Annotated in this window: 18 protein-coding genes; 8 read left to right on the forward strand and 10 right to left on the reverse strand. The window is 61.5% G+C overall.

Features of this window, described 5'->3' with window-relative positions:
* Positions 1–15: 15 nt before the first annotated feature.
* The 3 genes from P3T20_RS06905 to P3T20_RS06915 all read right to left on the reverse strand — a co-directional run bounded on the left by P3T20_RS06905 (position 16) and on the right by P3T20_RS06915 (position 5,320).
* Positions 16–2,202 (reverse strand): prolyl oligopeptidase family serine peptidase, encoded by a 2,187-nt coding sequence (locus tag P3T20_RS06905; RefSeq protein WP_429286502.1) that lies wholly within the window; start codon positions 2,200–2,202, stop codon positions 16–18.
* An 86-nt stretch (positions 2,203–2,288) separates the two neighbouring features.
* Positions 2,289–4,481, reverse strand: coding sequence for a prolyl oligopeptidase family serine peptidase (locus P3T20_RS06910; RefSeq protein ID WP_429286503.1), 2,193 nt, complete (start codon positions 4,479–4,481; stop codon positions 2,289–2,291).
* A gap of 191 nt (positions 4,482–4,672) precedes the next feature.
* On the reverse strand, positions 4,673–5,320 hold the full coding sequence (locus tag P3T20_RS06915) for a glutathione S-transferase family protein (RefSeq protein WP_429286504.1): 648 nt from the start codon (positions 5,318–5,320) through the stop codon (positions 4,673–4,675).
* A 376-nt stretch (positions 5,321–5,696) separates the two neighbouring features.
* Here P3T20_RS06915 and P3T20_RS06920 point away from each other — a divergent pair, with 376 nt between their 5' ends.
* The gene (locus tag P3T20_RS06920; RefSeq protein ID WP_429286505.1) at positions 5,697–6,815 is read left to right on the forward strand and encodes a lanthionine synthetase C family protein; all 1,119 of its coding nucleotides are present in this window, start codon (positions 5,697–5,699) and stop codon (positions 6,813–6,815) included.
* 90 nt (positions 6,816–6,905) lie between these two features.
* Here the strand turns inward: P3T20_RS06920 and P3T20_RS06925 are convergent, their stop codons facing one another.
* Positions 6,906–7,289 (reverse strand): hypothetical protein, encoded by a 384-nt coding sequence (locus P3T20_RS06925; protein ID WP_429286506.1) that lies wholly within the window; start codon positions 7,287–7,289, stop codon positions 6,906–6,908.
* Positions 7,290–7,791: 502 nt separating this feature from the next.
* Here P3T20_RS06925 and P3T20_RS06930 point away from each other — a divergent pair.
* The gene (locus P3T20_RS06930; RefSeq protein ID WP_074265746.1) at positions 7,792–8,019 is read left to right on the forward strand and encodes a hypothetical protein; all 228 of its coding nucleotides are present in this window, start codon (positions 7,792–7,794) and stop codon (positions 8,017–8,019) included.
* A 193-nt stretch (positions 8,020–8,212) separates the two neighbouring features.
* On the opposite strand, the gene P3T20_RS06935 is transcribed toward P3T20_RS06930, so the two are convergent.
* Both P3T20_RS06935 and P3T20_RS06940 read right to left on the reverse strand, forming a co-directional pair.
* Positions 8,213–10,441 (reverse strand): NADP-dependent isocitrate dehydrogenase, encoded by a 2,229-nt coding sequence (locus P3T20_RS06935; protein WP_429286507.1) that lies wholly within the window; start codon positions 10,439–10,441, stop codon positions 8,213–8,215.
* Positions 10,442–10,985: 544 nt separating this feature from the next.
* The gene (locus P3T20_RS06940) at positions 10,986–11,654 is read right to left on the reverse strand and encodes a TetR/AcrR family transcriptional regulator (protein ID WP_429286508.1); all 669 of its coding nucleotides are present in this window, start codon (positions 11,652–11,654) and stop codon (positions 10,986–10,988) included.
* Between the two features lie 74 nt (positions 11,655–11,728).
* On the opposite strand from P3T20_RS06940, the gene P3T20_RS06945 reads away from it, so the two are divergent.
* The gene (locus tag P3T20_RS06945) at positions 11,729–12,463 is read left to right on the forward strand and encodes an SDR family oxidoreductase (RefSeq protein WP_429286509.1); all 735 of its coding nucleotides are present in this window, start codon (positions 11,729–11,731) and stop codon (positions 12,461–12,463) included.
* 51 nt (positions 12,464–12,514) lie between these two features.
* Here the strand turns inward: P3T20_RS06945 and P3T20_RS06950 are convergent, their stop codons facing one another.
* From P3T20_RS06950 to P3T20_RS06960, 3 genes are all read right to left on the reverse strand, one after another.
* On the reverse strand, positions 12,515–14,575 hold the full coding sequence (locus tag P3T20_RS06950) for a M3 family metallopeptidase (RefSeq protein WP_429286510.1): 2,061 nt from the start codon (positions 14,573–14,575) through the stop codon (positions 12,515–12,517).
* Between the two features lie 30 nt (positions 14,576–14,605).
* A complete protein-coding gene (locus tag P3T20_RS06955) occupies positions 14,606–15,073 on the reverse strand; it encodes an N-acetyltransferase family protein (protein ID WP_429286511.1) in 468 nt (155 codons plus the stop codon).
* Positions 15,074–15,277: 204 nt separating this feature from the next.
* Positions 15,278–15,784 carry a cupin domain-containing protein gene (locus P3T20_RS06960; protein WP_074265752.1) on the reverse strand — a complete coding sequence of 169 codons (507 nt, stop codon included), beginning with the start codon at positions 15,782–15,784 and terminating at the stop codon, positions 15,278–15,280.
* 314 nt (positions 15,785–16,098) lie between these two features.
* Between P3T20_RS06960 and P3T20_RS06965 the strand changes: the two genes are divergently transcribed.
* The 4 genes from P3T20_RS06965 (at position 16,099) to P3T20_RS06980 (ending at position 17,896) form a co-directional block, all read left to right on the forward strand.
* A complete protein-coding gene (locus P3T20_RS06965) occupies positions 16,099–16,467 on the forward strand; it encodes a hypothetical protein (RefSeq protein WP_429286512.1) in 369 nt (122 codons plus the stop codon).
* Between the two features lie 13 nt (positions 16,468–16,480).
* A complete protein-coding gene (locus tag P3T20_RS06970) occupies positions 16,481–16,828 on the forward strand; it encodes a hypothetical protein (RefSeq protein ID WP_429286513.1) in 348 nt (115 codons plus the stop codon).
* A 174-nt stretch (positions 16,829–17,002) separates the two neighbouring features.
* On the forward strand, positions 17,003–17,512 hold the full coding sequence (locus tag P3T20_RS06975) for a lytic transglycosylase domain-containing protein (RefSeq protein WP_429286674.1): 510 nt from the start codon (positions 17,003–17,005) through the stop codon (positions 17,510–17,512).
* Positions 17,513–17,641: 129 nt separating this feature from the next.
* Positions 17,642–17,896: a hypothetical protein gene (locus tag P3T20_RS06980; RefSeq protein ID WP_429286514.1), complete on the forward strand. Its 255-nt coding sequence runs from the start codon at positions 17,642–17,644 to the stop codon at positions 17,894–17,896.
* Between the two features lie 97 nt (positions 17,897–17,993).
* Here P3T20_RS06980 and P3T20_RS06985 read toward each other — a convergent pair whose 3' ends face one another.
* Positions 17,994–19,466 carry a hypothetical protein gene (locus P3T20_RS06985; RefSeq protein WP_429286515.1) on the reverse strand — a complete coding sequence of 491 codons (1,473 nt, stop codon included), beginning with the start codon at positions 19,464–19,466 and terminating at the stop codon, positions 17,994–17,996.
* Between the two features lie 401 nt (positions 19,467–19,867).
* On the opposite strand from P3T20_RS06985, the gene P3T20_RS06990 reads away from it, so the two are divergent.
* Entirely contained in the window at positions 19,868–20,008 is a 141-nt protein-coding gene (locus tag P3T20_RS06990) for a hypothetical protein (protein ID WP_166660659.1), read from the forward strand.
* Positions 20,009–20,117 lie beyond the last annotated feature (109 nt).

Genomic DNA, 20,117 nt, shown 5'->3' on the forward strand with positions numbered 1-20,117 from the left:
CAGTCCCCCACCGGCTTAGTGCTTCGGCTGGAAGCCCGGCTCACCCATCTGCCACAGCGCAAACGCCCACTCATCGGCCAGCAGGTTGGCACGCTGCGACATGCTCGAGCCCATTCCGTGGCCCGCGTCGAAGTCTATGCGCAACAACACCGGCCGGCCACTGCTCGTCGCTGCCTGCATGCGCGCCGCCATCTTCAGCATGTGCCATGAGGACACACGCGGATCGTTGGCGCCCGTCGTGAAGATGACAGCGGGGTACGGCGTGCCGTCATGGATATGCGCATAAGCACTCATCGCATAGAGACCATGGAAGCCCGCTTCATCCGACGACGAACCCATTTCAGGCACGTTCGGCGGCCCATTGGGCTCGGTTTCGAAGCGCAGCGCGTCGGACAGCCCCACGTCGTCCATCACCACGCGGAACAGCGCCGGGTTGATCTCCATCGCGCCGCCCATCACGATACCGCCGGCGCTGGCACTGTTCGCGCCCAGGTATTTCGACTGCGTGTAATGCTGGTCGATCATGTATTGCGCGCTCGCGTTGAAATCGAGCATGGTGTTGATCTTCCAGAGCTTCTGACCCGCACGGTGCCACGTGTCGCCGTACTCGCCACCGCCGCGCATATGCGACACCGCGACGATGCCGCCGTGGTCGACCCACGCCTTCCATTGCGGACGGTACACCGGATCCATCGACAACCCATAGCTGCCGTAGCCGAACACGATGGTCGGATGCGAGCCGTCGCGCTTCACACCTTTCTGAGCGATGATCGACACCGGAATGCGCGTACCGTCGTAGCTAGTGGCGAATTCATCGTGAGCCTCGATATCGTCCGATTCCGTCTTCGAAGGCGGAATCAGGCCGGTGTCAGTGGCAGCATTGGTCTTCGGATCGTAGGCGTACTCACGCGGCGCCTTGACCCAGCCCTGCAGGTTGAACAGCGCACCCGGCTGACGTGGATCGGCCGTCAGGCCCGCTACCCTGCCCGCGAAAGGCAGATCGATCGACTGCGTGTCCTTGCCGTCGAACGACACGCGCTTCAACTCGAAGCTGCCGCCCGCCCGCTCGCCGATATACATCGCGTCGCTACCCAGCGTGAACGCGTCGATCACGTTCGTGCCTTGCGGCACGACTACATCGGCCGTTGCGAGATCCGGATGCGCCGCCGGCAGCGACAGAATCTGGAAGCGCGAAGCACCCTTCTCGCTCAGCAGATACAGGCGATCGCCGCGCAGCTGCACATCCGTTACGCCGTCATCCGTGTCCGCAATCTTTTTCCAGGGCGTATCCGCGCCATGGATCTGATCGAGCCGCGCAACGTAGAAGATGTTCGGGTTGTTGTCCATGTTGTGATTCACCACCGCGACCGCGTACGGCGAATCCGGCGCCAGCAACACATAGGTCCCCTGGCCTTCGGCAACATCGAGCTTCGGCGAGACGCCGCGGCCGAACACGGCCTCGTCGCCATCGCCGTTGGTGTTCTGGCCGAGCACGTGGATGTACGTCACCGCGTTGTACTCGGTCTTCGAGAGCGGCGTGTCCGGGCCGGGTTTCGGATAGCGCAGATAGAAGAACGACTGGTTGTCCTTGCGCCAGGAGACGACGCAATCGCTCGTGCGGTCGATCACTTCGGCAAGATCGTTGCCGGTCTGCAGATCGATCACGTGCAGTACGCTCTTTTCCGAGCCACCGGCGGAGATGCCGTAAGCGACATAGCGACCGTCCCACGACGGCGAATACCAGTCGAGCGCGAAGTGATGCGCGCTGTCCGTGGCGAGCTTCGCCGGATCGACGAGGACGTGTTCCTCGCCGTTCACGCCGTCGCGATACGCGAGCTTGGGCAGATTGGCGCCCGGCTCCAGCACCTCATAAAAGATCCGGTCACCGCGACGCATGAATTCGCCGCGATGCAGATCGTTGCCCATCAGCGATTCGATGCTATGTGCAAGCGATGCGCGACCGGGGATCGCGTCCAGCACCTTACGGGTGTAAGCTGCCTGCCCTTTCATCCAGCTTTGGACTTCCGGGTCCTTCAGGTTTTCCATGTAGCGGTAATTGTCCACCACCGGCGTACCGAAGTAGGTATCGGTGACCGGGCGCACGGGCGCCACCGGCGGGCCATCGGCAGCCTGCGCCGCACCGTTGGCGGCGAGCAGGGTAGCAGCAAGCGTTACAGCCAGAAAAGACTTGTTCTGTTTCATTCGAGCTTCCAAAAGAATGAGGCGCCGCAAGATTACCGCGACTTGCGGCTGGACGACTAGAGGGTCAATAAAGCGCCATCACCGTGCTAACGCTTCGGCTGAAAGCCAGGCTCGCCCATCTGCCAGAGTGCGAACGACCACTCGTCGGCGAGCTGATCGGCCTCTTGCGACAGGCTGGAGCCGATGCCATGGCCCGCGTCATAGTCGACTCGCAACAGCACCGGGCGCCCGCTGCTGGTCGCTGCCTGCACGCGCGCCGTCATCTTCAGCATGTGCCAGGACGCCACCCGCGGATCGTTGGCGCCAGTGGTGAACAACACCGCCGGATAGGGTGTGCCGTCATGCACGTGAGCATAGGAACTCATCGAATAGAGGCCGTGAAAACCGCTTTCCGTCGAGGTCGATCCGAACTCTGGCACGTTCGGCGGTCCGTTGGGCTCGGTTTCGGAGCGCAGCGTGTCGGAGTCGCCGACGTCATCGAGAATCACGCGGAACAGGCCCGGGTCGATCTCGAGCGCACCGCCCATCACGATGCCACCTGCGCTCGCGCTGTTCGCTGCGAGCAACTTCGGTTGCGTGTAGTGCTGGTCGGCCATGTATTGCGCCGAGGCGACGAAATCGAGCAGCGTGTTGATCTTCGTGAGCTTCTGTCCGGCACGATGCCACGCATCGCCGTACTCGCCGCCGCCGCGCATATGCGAGACCGCGACGATGCCGCCGCGCTCGATCCACGCCTGCAAGGTTGGGTCATAGTACGGATCCGACGAAGTGCCATAGCTGGCGTAGCCCGTCACGATGGTTGGATGCGAGCCGTCCCGCACCGTGCCCTTCCTGGCGATGATCGATACCGGAATGCGCGTGCCGTCGTAACTGGTAGCGAACTCGTCGTGTGCCTCGATGTCGTCCGACTCGGTCTTCGCTGGCGGAATCAGACCAGTGTCGGTAGCCGCGTGGGTAGCTGGATCGTAGGCCAGTTCGCGCGGTGCCTTGACCCAGCCCTGCAGGTCGAACAGGACGCCCGGCTGACGCGGATCGGTGGTCAGGCTCGAGATGCTGCCCTCGAACGGTAAGCCGATCGTCTGCGTGTCCTTGCCGTCGAACGATACGCGCTTGAGCTGAAAGCTCGGGCCCGCACGTTCGCTGATATACATCGCGTCGCTGGCGAGATAGAACGAGTCGATCACGTTCGGGCCTTCGGGCACCACCACGTCGGCGTGCGCGATGTCCGGATGCGCAAGCGGCGTCGACAGGATCTGATAGCGGGAAGCACCCTTGTTCGACAGGAAGTAGAGTTTGTCGCCGTGCAGCCGCACAGCGGTCACGCCATCCCTGGGCGCGGCGATCTGTTGCCACGGGGTCTGCGCACCATCGATCTGCGCGAGCGGTGCGACGTAAAACGAGTTCGGCGCGTCGTCCATGTTGTGATTGGCAACCGCCACCGCGTACGGCGAATCCGGCGTCAGCAACACGTAAGTCGCCTGGCCTTCCGGCACATCGAGACTCGCGGATACGCCCTTGCCGAACACCGCCACGTCGCCCTCGCCATCGGTATTCTGGCCAAGTACGTGAAGGCGCGTCACCGCGTTATATTCGGATTGCGATGGCGGCGTGTCGGGGCCGATCTTCGGATAGCGCAGATAGAAGAACGAGCGGTTGTCGTCGCGCCAGGAGACCACGCAATCGGAAGTACGGTCGATGCTCTCGGCAAGCTGCGTCCCGGTGCTCAGATCGACGATGTGCAGCACGCTCTCTTCCGAGCCGCCTTCGGAAACGCCATAAGCCACGTAACGACCATCCCACGACGGCGAGAACCAGTCGAGCGCGAAGTGATGCGCGCGATCTTTCGCGAGCTTCGCCGGGTCGACCAGAACGTGTTCCTCGCCGTTGATGCCATCGCGATACGCGAGCTTGGGCAGGTTGGCGCCTGGGTCCATCACTTCGTAAAAGAGCCGCTCGCCGCGGCGTGTAAATGCATCGCGGCGCAGATCCTTTCCGCCGAGTGCAAGGATGCGCTTCGCCAGCGCGGCACGGCCTGGAATCGCATCGAGCACCTTGCGCGTGTAGGTCGCCTGCGCTTTCATCCAGTGCTGGACCTGCGGGTCTTTCAGGTTTTCCATGTAGCGGTAGTTGTCCACTACTGGTGTGCCGAAGTAGGTATCGGTGACGGGACGTACCGGGGCGACGGGCGGGCCGTCGGCCGCCCATGCAGGCGAACAGGCGGCGGAGGAGACAAACGCGACTGCGAGCGTTAAGGCAAGAACAGATTTTGTTGGTATCAAATTCTTTGTCAGTGTCAAACTCTTCGTTGCTGTCATTTACGCTTCCAAAGGAACGAGGCGCGGCAAGATTACCGCGACTCGTAACCCTTCGACTAGTGGAATCATAAAAGCGGGGTTCTAACCTCGGCGCTGCTGCAGTCTCTCGTGGTTCTGGAATCCGCGTCGACTGATAGACGCGTCCCTGGTTCGCGCTAGCTCGCCGGATTGCTCCAGTTGCTCAAGCCCTCTCTCGTGTTCAGCTCGATAAACGACGGCACCGCGCGCAAGCGCTGGATATAGGGCACCAGGTGCGGCCAGTTCGTAGCCTTGCACGGCAGGTTGCGCGACCAGCGCATCAGCATCACCGCAAGAAAATCTGCTGTACTGAGCTTTCCACCCACCAGCCAGTTGCGGCCGTCGGCGACCAGCGCGTCGAGCCGCTCCCAAGACTGCTCAATACGGCGCTGCGCGAGCGCCTGCACTGCTTCGGCACCAGCGGGGTCGCCGTCCTCGTCGGCGTAAAACCAGTCACGCATTGCCGGGAGCACGGTATTGGCCATGAATACCATCAGCTCGAACCACTCGGCGCGATCAGGTGAGCCGGGCGCCGGCGCAAGACCGGCATCCGGATGACGCTCGGCGAGCAACATCAGCAAGGCGGCGGATTCGTGGCGCGGCACACCGTCGACGATGAGCGTCGGCACGCGGCCTGCTGGATTGAGACGCCGATACTCGGGGTCGTGTTGCGCGCCCTCGTCGATATTGATCAGCCGGGCCTCGAAGGGAATGCCCGCCTCGAGCAGCATCCAGTGAACCGCCATGCTCGCCGCGCCGGGCGAATAATAAAGCGCGTAGGTCATGCCTTCCCTCCTCCGAGTTAATTCATGTTGAACGCATCAATGCAAACCGCACAAATGATGCGGAATCTGGCGCCTTTCGACAACGTGCGCGTCCTGAGGCATCATCGGCATCGGTCAGGGCGGCGAGGGCTAAATGATCGGACAGCGTCAGTCGTTGCGCAAGCGGATTCGACGTTCAACACACGTTCGACGCGCCCATCGATTCGCCGCGCATGACATCCGCTGATGCCCGCGCGACGCCACCCTCTTTTCTATTTCTAGCGAGGTATGCATGCTTTTCGATCCGAGCCGTCACGAGCCTCTGCAAGCAATCGAATGGGATGAAACACGGGTGAGAGATTGCATCGCCCGGATCGTCAGCCAAACGGAAACTCAGATGAACGAGGACGGACTGTGGCCGGCCCACCCTCGCGACGGCAGCGATGAAGATAATCCACGCGCGCCGCTAACGCCGCTTTATCACGGCGCGTGTGGAGTCGTTTGGGCACTTGGCTATCTTGAAGCGGTTGGCGCGGTCAAGCTTCAGCGCGATCCGTTGGCGCATGCGGCAACGCTGCGCACGTTGAATCGGCGGTGGCTCGAAAAGGAAGCGTGCACATTCTTCGCTTCGTGGATGATGGGCGAAACGCCGTGGCTGATGCTCGAATACGGACGCACGCCGAGCGAAGCGTTGGCTGGGCAGCTTGCCGATCAGATCAATGGCAATCTCGACAATCCCACCCGCGAGCTCATGTGGGGTTCGCCGGGCACGCTGCTCGCCGCTTCGTTCCTTCATGAGCACACTCGGGACGAACGCTGGGCCGAGCTGTTTCGAAAGACCGCTGCGCAACTGGCGAGCGAACTGAAGTGGTCGGAGGAACATGGCTGCCACTACTGGACGCAGGACATGTATGGCTCGCGGACGACTTATCTCGACGGCGTGCATGGTTTCGTGGGAACTGCGTTGCCGCTGATTCGCGGTCGCCATCTGCTCGACGCCGCCAGCTGGAGCGAATGGGAACAACGCATCGTCAATACCGTGCAACGCACCGCGACGCTCGAGGACAACCACGCAAGCTGGCGCGCGTTTCTCACGCTACCGGAAGGCCGCACGCCGCGCTGGCTCATGCAGTTGTGCCATGGCGCACCTGGTTTCATTGTCTGCCTCGCGCAGTTGCCGAGCCGTGAACTGGATTCGCTGCTGCTTGCGGGTGGTGAGGCGACATGGGCTGCGGGACCGCTAGCGAAGGGCTCCAACCTGTGTCACGGGACGGGCGGCAATGGTTATGCGTTTCTGGTGCTCTACCAGCGTACCGGCGATATCAAATGGCTCCAGCGCGCGAGGGCATTTGCGATGCATGGCATTGCGCAGACTGAGGCTGATGAAGCGGCTTACGGACAATTGCGCTATTCGCTTTGGACCGGAGACCCGGGATTCGCAATCTACCTGTGGGACTGCCTGCGCGGGCAGGCTGCGTTTCCGACGCTGGATGTTTTCTACGGCAGCGCCACGTAGAGCCCTCGCTCAAGCGGATGCCCGTGCGCCAGGCGGCATGCGGGTTTTCCGCTGAACGACCGGGTTATCTACCTATCGCATGAAGCGATGTCATGCGCTGCCGGCGCGCGAACGATCGCGCCAAAACATCAAAGCCCAAGCCAACGATACTCCCACCGCCACACCCAGGAACTCGCATAGCACGCGTGTGCCGATGCCGTCCGGATCGTGAATTCCGGCAAGGGACGCGCGCATCAGAGCCGGCGACTGGAGGTCAGCGTAGTTGAAATAGAACATGTTCCACAAATCGCCGCTGGAACTGGGCAGCACGGACAGCAGATAAGCCACGGCGAGCTCGCGGCCATGGCTCCACGGTTGCTTGCGCGTCAGCCAGTGCAGCAGCAGCAGCACAAAGAATCCGATCACCGCCGCAATCGCTCCCGCTTCCATACCGCCGACGATGCCGTAACCCATCCACGATTGGTCATAAAGCATGTCAGCTTCACCAGGTCATCAACATCGGCGCATTATGCCCGAACGGGTATTCCCAACGCATTTGCCGGGGCGTTGTTGCTTCCTCCGCCGATCAGGACGGGACGAAGGAGGAAGCGCTCCCTTAACGGTCCATCCCGAAGCGCCGCACCGAACGACCAAATATCGGGAAATTTCACGATGTGGAACGATCCATTGCACTACAAAAAATCGTGGTGCATGGCACAAACCAGCCGTTTCGCAATGCCGTCCCACATTCCACAATCCGGAACAAATACAATAAGTTATTGTTTTTTATAGATAATTTTTTATATGCCGATCTCACTATCCGTGCTGTCCTGGCGACTCGCTCACGTAGACTCTTTTACATGAGCCGGCGTTCTGGACGACTGGTTTTAGCGGGCCACGGTAGCCGACCCGCGAAGACCATCCCAGGATCGGCCCGCGTCCCGCACGCAGGTCAGCCAGGCAAATGCATTTTTTTACGATGATCGGGAGACGAAAAATGAAAGGCTTTCGCTTTGGTTCGACGGAAGGATCGTTCTACATTTTGCCCGGCAAGGACGGCTGGGAAGCTTCGTTCGGCAACGAGACGCTTGGCGCATTTGCCAGCCCTCAGCAGGCCGCCGACGACCTCGCCAATGGTGTGTGCTGTCCGCATCTCTCCGAGGCTGATACTTCGATGCTCGAGATACCGGAGAAGATCGGCGACTGGGAAATCGTTCACGTTTGATGGGGCCGCCTAGGTAGGGCCGCCTAGGTAGTAGGGCCGCTTAGGTGGGACCGCTTAGGTGGGGCCGCCTACGACAGTTGAACAGATCACGGCGAGGCACGCCCCGCCACAACGAAAATGGCGCCCGAGGGCGCCATTTTCTTTCTACTGCCTCCAGCTCTAACGTCCAGCCAGCTACAACCGAAGCCGAACCTTACGCAACCGCATCCACGATCGCGTTGAGCGTCGCGCTCGGACGCATGGCCTTGCTCGTCAGGTCGGTATTCGGACGATAGTAACCGCCGATGTCTGCCGGCTTGCCTTGCACTGCAGCCAGTTCCTCAACGATCTTCGCTTCGTTCGCAGCCAGTTCTTTCGCCACACCAGCGAACTGAGCCTGCAACTGAGCGTCTTCCGTTTGCGCAGCCAGCGCCTCGGCCCAATACAAGGCCAGGTAGAAGTGGCTGCCACGGTTGTCGATACCGCCAACCTTGCGTGCCGGCGACTTGTCGTTGTCGAGGAACTTGCCGGTAGCCTGGTCGAGCGTCTTCGCCAGAACCTGCGCCTTCGGGTTGTGATACGCGTTGCTCAGATGTTCGAGCGAAGCGGCGAGCGCCAGGAATTCGCCGAGCGAGTCCCAACGCAGGAAGCCTTCTTCGACGAGCTGCTGAACGTGCTTCGGCGCCGAACCGCCAGCGCCTGTTTCGAACAGGCCGCCACCTTCCATCAGCGGCACGATCGACAGCATCTTCGCGCTCGTGCCCAGCTCCATGATCGGGAACAGGTCGGTCAGGTAGTCACGCAGCACGTTGCCGGTGACCGAGATCGTGTCCTTGCCGGCACGAATGCGATCGATCGAGAACTTCGTGGCTTCGACCGGCGTCAGGATACGGATATCCAGACCGCTCGTGTCGTGGTCCTTCAGGTACGTCTCGACCTTCTTGATGATCTGCGCATCGTGCGCGCGTGCTGCGTCCAGCCAGAACACGGCTGGCGTGTTGCTCGCGCGGGCGCGGTTCACCGCCAGCTTGACCCAATCCTGGATCGGCGCGTCCTTGGTCTGGCACATGCGGAAGATGTCGCCTTCCTCAACCGTCTGCTCGAGCAGGACAGTGCCGGCTTCGTCGGTCACGCGGACCACACCGTTCGCCTTGATCTGGAATGTCTTGTCGTGTGAGCCGTATTCTTCCGCCGCTTGCGCCATCAGGCCGACGTTGGGCACGCTGCCCATCGTGACCGGATCGAACGCGCCATGCTTCTTGCAGTCTTCGATCACAGCCTGATACACGTCGGCATAGCAACGGTCCGGGATCACTGCCTTGGCGTCGTGCAGCGCGCCATCGGCGCCCCACATCTTGCCCGACTCGCGGATCATGGCAGGCATCGACGCGTCGACGATCACGTCGCTCGGTACATGCAGGCTCGTGATGCCCTTGTCCGAGTTGACCATCGCCAGATGCGGACGTTGTTCGTATTGCGCCTTGATGTCGGCTTCGATCGCGTCGCGCGTTTGCTCCGGCAGATCCTTCAGGCGTGCGTACAGGTCGCCGATACCGTTGTTCGGATTGAAGCCGACCTTCGCCAGCGCATCCGCGTGTTTGGCCAGCACGTCCTTGTAGAACACCGAGACCACGATGCCGAAGATGATCGGGTCCGAGACCTTCATCATGGTGGCCTTCAGGTGCACCGAGAACAGCACGTTGTTGGCCTTCGCGTCGGCGATCTGCGCTTCGATGAAGCTGCTCAGCGCTTTCTTGCTCAGCACCGACGCGTCGATGATTTCGCCAGCCTTCACCGCGGTCTTTTCTTTCAGAACCGTCTTGCTGCCATCAGCGGCAGTCAGTTCGATCTTCACGTTGCCGGCTGCGCCGATCAACGCGGATTTTTCGCTGCCGTAGAAATCGCCGTTGTTCATGTGCGCGACGTGCGACTTCGAGTCCGCGCTCCATGCACCCATCTTGTGCGGATGCTTGCGGGCGTAGTTCTTGACCGACAACGGCGCCCGGCGATCCGAATTGCCTTCGCGCAGCACCGGGTTCACGGCCGAGCCCTTGATCTTGTCGTAGCGGGCCTTGACGTCTTTCTCTTCGTCGGTCGTGGCGACGTCCGGATAGGACGGCAGCTTGTAGCCCTGATCGCGCAGTTCGGCGATCGCGGCCTTCAGTTGCGGCACCGAAGCGCTGATGTTCGGCAGCTTGATGATGTTCGCTTCGGGACGGGTGGTCAGCGCGCCGAGTTCGGCGAGATCGTCGGACCCTTTCTGTTCCGCAGTCAGATAGTCCGGAAACACGGCGATGATGCGGCCGGCCAGCGAGATGTCGCGTGTTTCCACAGCAACGTTCGATGAGCGCGTGAAAGCCTTCACAATCGGCAGCAGCGAGTAGGTCGCCAGAGCTGGCGCTTCGTCGGTAAGGGTGTAGATGATCTTCGGCGATGTAGACATATCTGAGGTGGTGCTTGGTGAATTGGTAAACAGAGCGTCGGTCGCGCTGAGCCAGCTGGATTGCACCGTCGGGAACTGCAGACGAATGCGCACCGGACTCCGACGCGGCCCACGGACTACTTTTAGGGCGCGCCCGTGAGTATAGGCGTGTTTACCAGAATACGCTTCCAGACCTTGACATAATGGTCGGCTTTCGGGCTGCCTCGGCCGTGCTGATCCGGTGGATTCGGGGGTCACTCGCTGCGCCTGCGATCTGCCTTGTCAGGCGGGCAAAAGCACCGCGTGGCAACGCTTTCCGCGCTGCCGGCCTTGCTTCCGCTACCCTCAAGGCGCGGGCGCTTCGCGGGGCCAGCGGGCCCGAAATGGCAACGCTTCGTCAAAGCGGGGAAACACATCCTTGCTCGTCACGCCAACAATCAGGCGCACGCCGTACAACAAAAAGTACAAACAGCCAATGGGGACGCAATTTGACCACGCCAAATTTCGGCAGGCGAGGCTGACGACGCGCTCTTTTCATCGGAAACGAGCTGTTCACCCTGTCCTTTCACGCAGTCTTGCGCGCTTTCTCGCCTCGCGCCGTCACGGGCAGCGCCACGCGCTTCAGATAAGCCTCGCATAGCGTGATCAGCTGTTCGCGCAGCACCCGGAGCATTTTCGGCGGCGCGCGGCCCTCGAGCACCGCACGGGTCGCCCCGACCATGGCGCTGTTGACCATGAAGGTCACGGTTGGCAGATCCTCGAACGAGGCGTCGGTCGCCGTTGTCAGCATCGCCGAGGTCGCGCGCCGCGTCCGTCCGGAGATCTCGAGCACCAGTTCGGCGGCGTTCAGCTCGGCGGCCACGAGGTACAGCGCCCGGGCTTCGTCCACGCGAGCCGTCTTGGCCGCGACGAATGCATGCACGAGCCCCTGCACCATCGTACCGAGCGGTACGTGATGATGCCGCTCGCAGGCCTGCTCGACGGCTGTGGCGACGTGCTCGAGGTGACGCTGCATCACCGCATAGAGAAGCGCCTGCTTGTTCGGGTAGTACTGGTACAGCGTGCCCACCGAGACGCCGGCCCGCTCCGCCACGCGGGTGGTGGTCAGACGCTGCGCGCCCTCGCTCAGCAAAACCTGAATGGTGGCTTCGAATACTGCGTCGACGGTGACCGTTGAACGGGCCTGACGTGGCGTCTTTCTTGGCGTGAGCGCCCGGGCGTGCTTGCTATCCATATGCGAATGGTAAAGCTGAAGAATCCTTCATAAACTGGAATCCTAAACCATTCTTCAAGTACGGACGGATCGCAATGCAAAGTTCATCGTCACAAATCGCGCTGGTCACAGGCGCCAACAAGGGAATCGGACTGGAAATCGTGGGGACGCTGGCGCGCAAAGGCATGCGCGTGCTGCTCGGCGCACGCAACGCCAAACTGGGCGGCGCAGCCGCTGCGCAGTTGAAGGAAGAGGGTTTGGATGTGCAATTCATCGAACTCGATCTCGGCCGCCCCGAGACTCTGCGGGACGCGGCCGCGTGGATCGAAAAGCATGCCGGCAAGCTCGACGTGCTTGTGAACAATGCGGGCATCGCCGTTGCAGGCGACGGTCCGCCGACCAAAGCGGATATCGATACCGTACGGCGCGTCTTCGAGACCAACTTCTTCGGCACGCTTGCGGTTACGCAGGCCATGCTACCGCTTGTGCGAAAGTCGGAAGCCGGGCGCATCGTCAACGTGTCCAGCGGGCTCGGTTCGATCACGTTGAATGGCGATCCCGCCTGGGAGTTTGCGAGCGTCAAGTTTCTGGGCTACAACGCATCCAAGGCCGCGCTGAACATGCTCACAGTGCAACTCGCCGCCGAACTCCGCGACACGCCGATCAAGGTCAATTCCGCGAACCCCGGCTTTACCGCGACCGATCTCAATCAGCATCGCGGCTATCAAACCATTGAACAAGGCGCGGCCGAAGCGATTCGTCTTGCATTGCTACCGGAAGATGGACCCACCGGCGGGTTCTTCGATTCGAGCGGGGCGAACCCGTGGTGAGTGAGGAGTTGAGTAAGTGAGCGAGTGGCGAAGGGTTCGCCACTCGACAGATCAACCCGGCACAGCCGCGTCGAGCAGACCACGCTTTTCCAGCATCGGCTCGACCGCCGGCTCGCGCCCACGGAACGTCCTGAACGCTGTACCCGGATCGATCGAATTGCCCACGCTGTAGATCCACTTCAGCAAACGCTCCGCAGTCGCGCGATCGAACGGATCGCCCGTCTCTTCGAACGCCGCGTAGCCGTCGGCCTCGAGCACCTCGGCCCACATATAGACGTAGTAGCCCGCCGCGTACTGGTCCCCGGAAAACAGGTGCTTGAAATGAGGCAGATAGTGACGCATGCCGATATCTTCAGGAATGCCGAGCTTTTCAGCCTGCTCCGCTTCGAACTGCGTGATATCCACCGGCGTGGTATCGGTCCGCGCATGCAAGGCCATGTCCATCAACGCCGGGCCAACATACTGCACGGTCGTGAAGGCCTGGTTGAAGCGGCTCGCAGCCTGCAGACGCTCAAGCAGTTCCGCGGGAATTGGTTCACCGGTTTCAACGTGCCGGGCGTGACGCAATAGCACCTCGCGCTCCTGGGCCCAGTTCTCGAACAGTTGCGACGGCAGTTCCACGAAGTCCGCGAGTACTCGCGTGCCCGCGAGCCGCTCATACTGCACGTTCGACAGCAGTCCATGCAGGCCGTGTCCAAACTCGTGAAACAGCGTGCGGATGTCGTCGAAGCCGAGCAGCGTCGGCGAGCCCTTCGCGAAGTTGTTGTTGTTCAGCACGATCGGCAGCGTACCGCCGTTGCGGCCCGACTGGGAGCGCAGGATGCTCATCCACGCGCCGCTTCGCTTGGTCTGCCGCGCGAAGTTGTCGCCGATGAACACGCCGATCATCTTTCCTTCGGAGTCCGTCACTTCCCACAGGCGGACATCGGGATGATAGAGCGGGATGCCGTGGCGTTCCTGGAAGCGCACGCCAAAGAGCCGCGACGCGCAATCGAACATCGCAGCCTGCATTGCATCGAGCGAGAAATATGGCTTGACCTGGGCATCGTCGATGGCAAAGCTTTTCTGCCGCACCTTCTCGGACAGATAACGCCAGTCCCACGCGGCAATCGGTGTCGGCTGCCCCAGTTCAGTAGCCAGCGCCGTCAGTTGTTCGCGATCATGCTGCGCCTTGGCGATAGCAGGCTTCCACGCACGCTGCAGCAGTTCATCCACAGCCGCCACCGAAGGCGCCATGCGATCGGCCAGCTTGTAGTCGGCAAACGTCGCGTAACCGAGCAGCGCGGCCTGCTCCTGCCGCAGCGCAACGATCTTCGCAGTCAACGGGCGGTTATCGTGATCGCCCGCATAGGCACCGCGTTGGCGACGTGCATGCCAGACCTGTTCGCGCAGATCACGGCGCTCGGAAAACGTCAGGAACGGCTCGGCAAGCGAAGGCGACAGCGTGATGACGTGAGCGCCCTCGGGCAACCCGCGCTCACGCGCCGCCTGCGATGCGGCGGCAAGCACGAACGATGGCAAGCCAGCGAGCTCGTCATCTGCAACCGTCAAGGCGAACGACGACTCATCGGCGAGCACGTTCTGGGAAAATTGCGTGGTAAGTATCGCCAGTTCTTCGGCAATCGCAGCGAAGCGGGCCTTGTCGTCTTTGCCGAGCTTGGCGCCTGCGCGCTCGAAGTCCAGATGAAAGCGTTCGAGCAGGCGCTGTTGCTCGGTCGACAAGCCGAGACTGCTGCGCCGCTCGTAAAGAGCGTGCAGTCGCGTGAACAAACCTTCGTTCTGGTAAATCGCGCTTGCATGCACCGCCAGACGCGGCGAATACTCAAGCTCAATGGCCTGCAACGCGGGCGAGGTTTCGCTCGACGAGAGATTGTCGAACACCAGTTCGACGCGGAGTAGCAATTGGCCGCACGCGTCGAGCGCGGCTACGGTGTTCTCAAAGGTGGGGGCCTGCGCGGCCGTGGCAATGGCTTCGATTTCGCGCTTGTGCTGAAGCATCGCGGCGTCGAAGGCGGCGGGAAAATGCTCGGGGAGAATGCGGTCGAACGGAGGTAAGCCGTACGGTGTTTGCCATTCTTCGAGTAGAGGATTGGCTTCTTGCGAGAGGGACATGGATGGTTTCCTTAACGCGGGGTCCCTATTCTAGTCCTCGGTTGACGCCGTGACATCCGGATAGACGTAGTCGAGGTACTCCTCGCCCTTCCTTACGCATTGAAATCCGGCTGACTCATACAGAAACTGGGCCGCATTGCCGCGGAACACGCTTAACGTCAGTTTCGCAAAGCCCTGCGTGCGCGCGTCGTTCATGTAGTGATCGAGGAGCAGCCGGCCCAGTCCGCGTTGCCGCAATTCGGGCACCACGTGGATCGATGCGAGACACGCCGCACCGTCGATGATCTCCCAGAAGCAGTATCCAACCGGCACGCCATCCTGCTCGACGACGGACATGCGCTCGAGCGCACCGGTCCACTGCCGCAGATGCGCATGCATCGCATCTTTCCAACGCTGCTCGTGCTCGGGTTCGATCGTCTGGATGTAGTTCAGCTCACCCTTGTAGACCATCGGGAGATCGGTAGGCCGTGCTTTTCTGACGGTATGGCTGGGATTCACAACCGCACTCCTTCGCGCAAGATCGAGATCAACCGCCTGGATCGCGCGGAGGCCGCATTCTATCTGCAATCTTCGGGGCGCGTCGCTGCCTCCAAAATACCGCGGTGCGCTCGCATAATCCTGCTCGCGCTCTAACTGCTCCAACTCGCTCGCTGCGCGTTCAGTTCGCTCCACGCTCAGGGCTCAGGGCTCAGGGCTCAGGGCTCAGGGCTCGGAGTCCCAGTAATCGAGCGAATTTTCCTTGCGTTGAATGCCGACGAACGCGCGGCTCGCTCCCGCGCCGCGCACTATTGCCTGGTACTTGCCGGAGTCGGGATACTCGACTACTTCCGGATCGTCGCGCGTGCTGATCGAAAGGTATTTCAAGGGTGCGGCAGACGAGTTGATGATCTGATGCGGGTACTGAGGACCCGGCGGAATGAAAATGACATCGCCACCGCGGATCGGCAACATTTCTCCTGCCACCCGTAGCGTGCCCTCGCCCTCGAGAATCACAAACATCTCTTCCTGCGCGTAATGAAAATGATAGGGACACGAGCGTTTGCCCGGGGCCACGATATCGATCGACGCGCCGAGTTTCTGCGCCGCCGTACCCATCGCGAGACGCGTACACAGCGTTTCATACAGTGGCGGCCGAACCTCCGCACCCAGTTCGGCATCGTTGAAGTTTCTGATGAGCTGTGCTGCAAGCTCCTTGACCTTACCGCTCATATCTTTTTCGCTCCGAGGATGGATCGAACCGTTACGCTCCGCCGTCGTAACGTCCGGAGCGACGGTTCTTGTCTGATCTTTGTTATTCCGCGCCCACCGCCTTTCATCCGACAAAAAGCAGCTTTCCTGCCTGTTTAACAGGCAGGGCAACTTCACTTCCGGACGCGCACTGCGAAGCCATAGACGCACGCCTGGCCCTCATTATTGAGTCACGTTTTCTTTTTTGCCAAACGTTTGCGAATTGCATATCAAGTTCACCGCCCAGGCTGCCGAAAACGCGTTTATAGCGTCAATGCCACTTGAGGGAGCATCTTGTGAAGCCGCTACTGATTTTCGTGGCCCTTCTCGCTTTGGCCGGATGCGCGCAAGTGCCCCCGGTTACCGCCACGCAGCCAGAGAAGGCGCCTGTCTCGACCGATATCATGAATTTCACGATCCCGCCGGATGCGCTCGGCGCTCGCGATCCGCAACTGACCGCCGTGCTCGCCAAAGTGGGCACGCTGGCGGCGGCACAGAAACAGCCGACGACGATTCTCGTGACCGCGCTCGGGCAGGACTTGCCGTACCTCAACCAGGCCATCTGGCGAGGCGTGCCCGCGCAACATGCGGTGAAACTGAATCTCGACAACCTGACGGCAGGCGCGAACCAGCCGTACAGCGTGTCGATCAAGCCAACGCCATAAGGAAGCTGGGTTTATGTATCGCCTATCCGTAATGGCAACGAGTCTGCTGCTGGCGACATCCGCGTTTGCGGGCCAGCCCGCCAGCGCAGCGCCACCCGCCGCTGCGAGCGCGCTCTTCATGCCAGGCGCACCCGCCGCATCAGACAAGGTCTATCCGCCGTTGCCGACCCTGGCGATGCTGCCGCCGAACAGCGACGACGAAGACGATCCGCAGCCCAAACTCTCGCAGCAGCGGAAAAAGAAAATCCGCATACCGGACCGCAAGAGCATCGCGCCGGTCCCGCACATGGTTGTGTCGGATGCATCGCACGCGTACCTCGGCAACATCGAAAAGCAACTCGATCTCGCCCTGGCCAAATAACGCCCTACTACCCACAGTCGTAGCAACCCACGTAATTCCCGTCGTTCGTGCAGTTCCCGCAATTTCGCTAAGTCTCGCAAGTCCCGTAAGTCGCGCAATTCCTGTTCAACCGCGAACGCCCACTTAACACCGGGCTTCATTACGTATCGCAAGCACGCGGAGGCATGACCCGTGTTGTCCAACCATTTACCTATCGCCGCGGCGCCACTGCGCCGCCGCTCCCGCCACAACCTGCTGCGGCATGCGTACGCAGCACTCGCCGTTTCGCTGTTGTGCGGCGCAGTGCACGCGCAGGAAGACTGCTTCAATCAGGCCGCCGCGTATCAGGGCGTCAACCCGTCCGTGCTGCGCGCGGTCGCCTGGTTCGAATCGAAAGGCGACGCGAGCGCGATCAACCGCAACGCGAACGGCTCGATCGATGTCGGCCAGCTGCAGATCAATTCCATCCACTTCGGCGACCTGGCCCGCGAGGGGGTGCCCCATCGCGCGCTCACCGATCCTTGCGTGAACGTCTACGTGGCCGCGTGGCTGCTGAAGCAGAAGATGGTCAAGTACGGCAACACATGGCGCGCGATCGGCGCGTACCACTCGGAATCGCCGAAGCTGCGCGACGCTTACGCGCGCAGCATTCAGAAAATCCTCGTGATGTGGGGTGAACTGCAGGTTGCTTCGAATTCCCAATAAGCGGGTCTGCGTGGGTGTTTGCGCATGCCTGGGCAGGTCGATGTCAGTCTGGGCTGGCAGGTTTAGGAGAGGAAGTGGTACGGGGATTGCTGGCTTGTAAACTATCCCCATTCCTGCCCGGAGATCCACGTGACGAGCCATTCTCCCGATGTAGAGAAGGACACGAAGCAGCCCGCTGATGGCCCTCCGATTGACGTTTCGAGACCCATTGGCGACGCCCTCCCAACGCCTGTCGAACCTGGCCTAGATCAGCCGCTGCCCGAAAAGCCAGCGGATGAGCCCGAGGAGAAAGAGAAGAATAAAGGCAATGCGAGCGCCGGCTTGATTGGCGATACCGACACGCCGCCGGGTGTGCCAGAACCTGGTCCGTCGGACTTCGCTTAGCTGCTGCGATGGAAATTGTCTCGCGTCGTTGTCGGGCGCGGGGTTTCGCTTACGTCCGCATCCGCCCGGCTCGAACCATCGCGCCAGCAGCCCGCGCTCAATGGTGGTCGGGCGGCTCATGCGACTGGATAGGCTGCGGCGGGGTCGCCGCTGATTTCGCGGGCGGCTGCGCCTCATTCATGGCCTGCGCGATGATGCTCTTCGCCTCCGCGCTACCCGAATCGACGACCAGAGCGTTGCCGGCGTTGTGCCAGGCACAGTTCCAACGCTCCATATACATACAGCCCCGAGCGACATCGAGCGCGGCGTCGCGCTGCTGTTCGCGGCCGGTCAGATCCGTGCGCATATCGAGCGCCTCCTGATTCTTCGGTTGCGTAGCGAGGGCGGCTGAGAGATGCGACTCGGCTGCGCTCAGGTTGTCCTTTTGCAGCATCGCCCGAGCGATCTGAAGATTCCTCGTTACCTCTGGACGCACCTGATCTGGCTTGCCATTGACATTGGACTTCGTGATGGCATCGCGCTTGACGTCAGGCGTTGACGACGTCGCGGGATGCGGCGCCGCGGCCAGTGTCTTTTGCGCCGGCTTGGGCACGACGGTCGATGGCCTGGAGGCGGTTGCAATGGCAGATGTGGACGAGGCAGGCTTCGACACGGGAGGCGTTTGCGCAATCGGGCGCGGTGCCGTTGAACTCTGCACGGCTGCGCTTCGGGCGGCCGAACTCTGTGCCGTTGCGACGTGCGCAGCCGGATTCTGCGCAACCGGAGCCGGTGAGACCGCAGCCTGAGTGATGGTCCGACTCGGCGCTACCGCAGGCGGCAAGTTCGCGAACTGAGACGCCGGCTTCGGAGCCGCTGCTTTAGGTGCGGCAGTCTCGGCTTCAGGCAGTTTTGACGCAAGCGACGCGGGCGCGGCGGGTTTGGCTGCGAGCGTTGCGGACGCAGCGGGTTTCGTCGCGAGTGACGCGGGAGCATTCGATTTAGCTGCAAGCGGCACGGAGGCAGAGGGATTAGCCGCAAGCGAAGGATTTACTGCGAGCGGCGCAGGCATTGCCGGCCTCGCTGCAAGCGGCACAGAAGCAGGGGGCTTCGCTACGAGCGTCGCGGGCGAAGCGGGCTTCGCCGCAAGGGACGCAGGCGCAGACGGCGCCGTCGTCACCACAGAACTCGCCGCGGGCGGCGCAGGAACCGCGGTACGCGGCACGGCCTGCTGCGTCAACACCGTGCCGGACACCGCCTTTGGCACCACGGCAACCACCGGGCTACTGGGCCGCAAGGCAACATATCCGGCCACCGCCGCCACGAGGAACAACACCACAAGTCCCGCTATGACCCAGACAAACGGAGATCGCCTGGGCGCACACCACGGATCATATTTGGCGTGAAACCGGTCGTCCTCCACACCCGCCGGCGTGTTCCACGCCGCAGGCGCCGCCAGTTGCGGCGCGATCGAGGAAGCGGGAGGGGGAAGACGGACGCTGGCAGAAGCGGCAGACGGCGAATACCAGCCGAGCGGATCGAGCTGATTGGCCCCGCAAGACGGACAGGACAGCAGATTGGTGGCTAGTGTCACACCACAGTGCCGGCACTGTGTCGAATCGCGCTGATCGGAGGTTATATCACTAAGCATTGTCCGAACCGCTACCTACGTTGCGATAACAGGCAGATCCTGCTTACAGGTCAGCAGGTTTAGCGCAATATGATCTGCCGGTGCACAAAGATCAATCGGCGATTTCAGACATTTGGCGGATGGATGATATTCACACGCGTTAGAGGCGAAATAACGCTAAATAAAGTGCGTTATATCACCTGTTTTGCGTCGCCTGAGCGCAACAGCCAGCGCGGGTGGCTTCCTGTCTGAAACGACGGCACCCAGCCGGCGCAAATGTTGCGCGACAGCGCGCGCAATTCAGCGCACACTGAGTGGAGGCTCGAACAATTTCGACGAGCACACACGCAAAAGGGAGTCCTGTCATGGCAAAAGGTCAGATGCGCAGCAATCGCGAAGTCAAGAAACCGAAGCAGGCCAAAAAGCCGACGCCCACCACCCTGCCGTCAGGCTCGCCGCCCATTCGGGTAGCGCCCGCTTCGTCGTCGACAACGAAGAAGCATTAAGCTTGAGCTAATCAACGCCGGCATGCGCCGCACCTAACGGTGCAGCGCTGCTTACGGCGAGCCGGGGACGAAAGTCCCCGCGGCTCGCCGTTTTAGTTTCTGGTCAACC

The organism is Paraburkholderia sp. GAS206C, assembly GCF_050435645.1.
GTDB lineage: Bacteria > Pseudomonadota > Gammaproteobacteria > Burkholderiales > Burkholderiaceae > Paraburkholderia > Paraburkholderia phenazinium_B.

Bases quoted from the DNA above. Each gene is read 5' to 3' on its own strand.
- P3T20_RS06905 (WP_429286502.1), bottom strand. From the start codon at position 2,202: ATGAAACAGAACAAGTCTTTTCTGGCTGTAACGCTTGCTGCTACCCTG.
- P3T20_RS06915 (WP_429286504.1), bottom strand. From the start codon at position 5,320: ATGACCTACGCGCTTTATTATTCGCCCGGCGCGGCGAGCATGGCGGTT.
- P3T20_RS06920 (WP_429286505.1), top strand. From the start codon at position 5,697: ATGAACGAGGACGGACTGTGGCCGGCCCACCCTCGCGACGGCAGCGAT.
- P3T20_RS06925 (WP_429286506.1), bottom strand. From the start codon at position 7,289: ATGCTTTATGACCAATCGTGGATGGGTTACGGCATCGTCGGCGGTATG.
- P3T20_RS06930 (WP_074265746.1), top strand. From the start codon at position 7,792: ATGAAAGGCTTTCGCTTTGGTTCGACGGAAGGATCGTTCTACATTTTG.
- P3T20_RS06935 (WP_429286507.1), bottom strand. From the start codon at position 10,441: ATGTCTACATCGCCGAAGATCATCTACACCCTTACCGACGAAGCGCCA.
- P3T20_RS06940 (WP_429286508.1), bottom strand. From the start codon at position 11,654: ATGGATAGCAAGCACGCCCGGGCGCTCACGCCAAGAAAGACGCCACGT.
- P3T20_RS06945 (WP_429286509.1), top strand. From the start codon at position 11,729: ATGCAAAGTTCATCGTCACAAATCGCGCTGGTCACAGGCGCCAACAAG.
- P3T20_RS06950 (WP_429286510.1), bottom strand. From the start codon at position 14,575: ATGTCCCTCTCGCAAGAAGCCAATCCTCTACTCGAAGAATGGCAAACA.
- P3T20_RS06960 (WP_074265752.1), bottom strand. From the start codon at position 15,784: ATGAGCGGTAAGGTCAAGGAGCTTGCAGCACAGCTCATCAGAAACTTC.
- P3T20_RS06970 (WP_429286513.1), top strand. From the start codon at position 16,481: ATGTATCGCCTATCCGTAATGGCAACGAGTCTGCTGCTGGCGACATCC.
- P3T20_RS06990 (WP_166660659.1), top strand. From the start codon at position 19,868: ATGGCAAAAGGTCAGATGCGCAGCAATCGCGAAGTCAAGAAACCGAAG.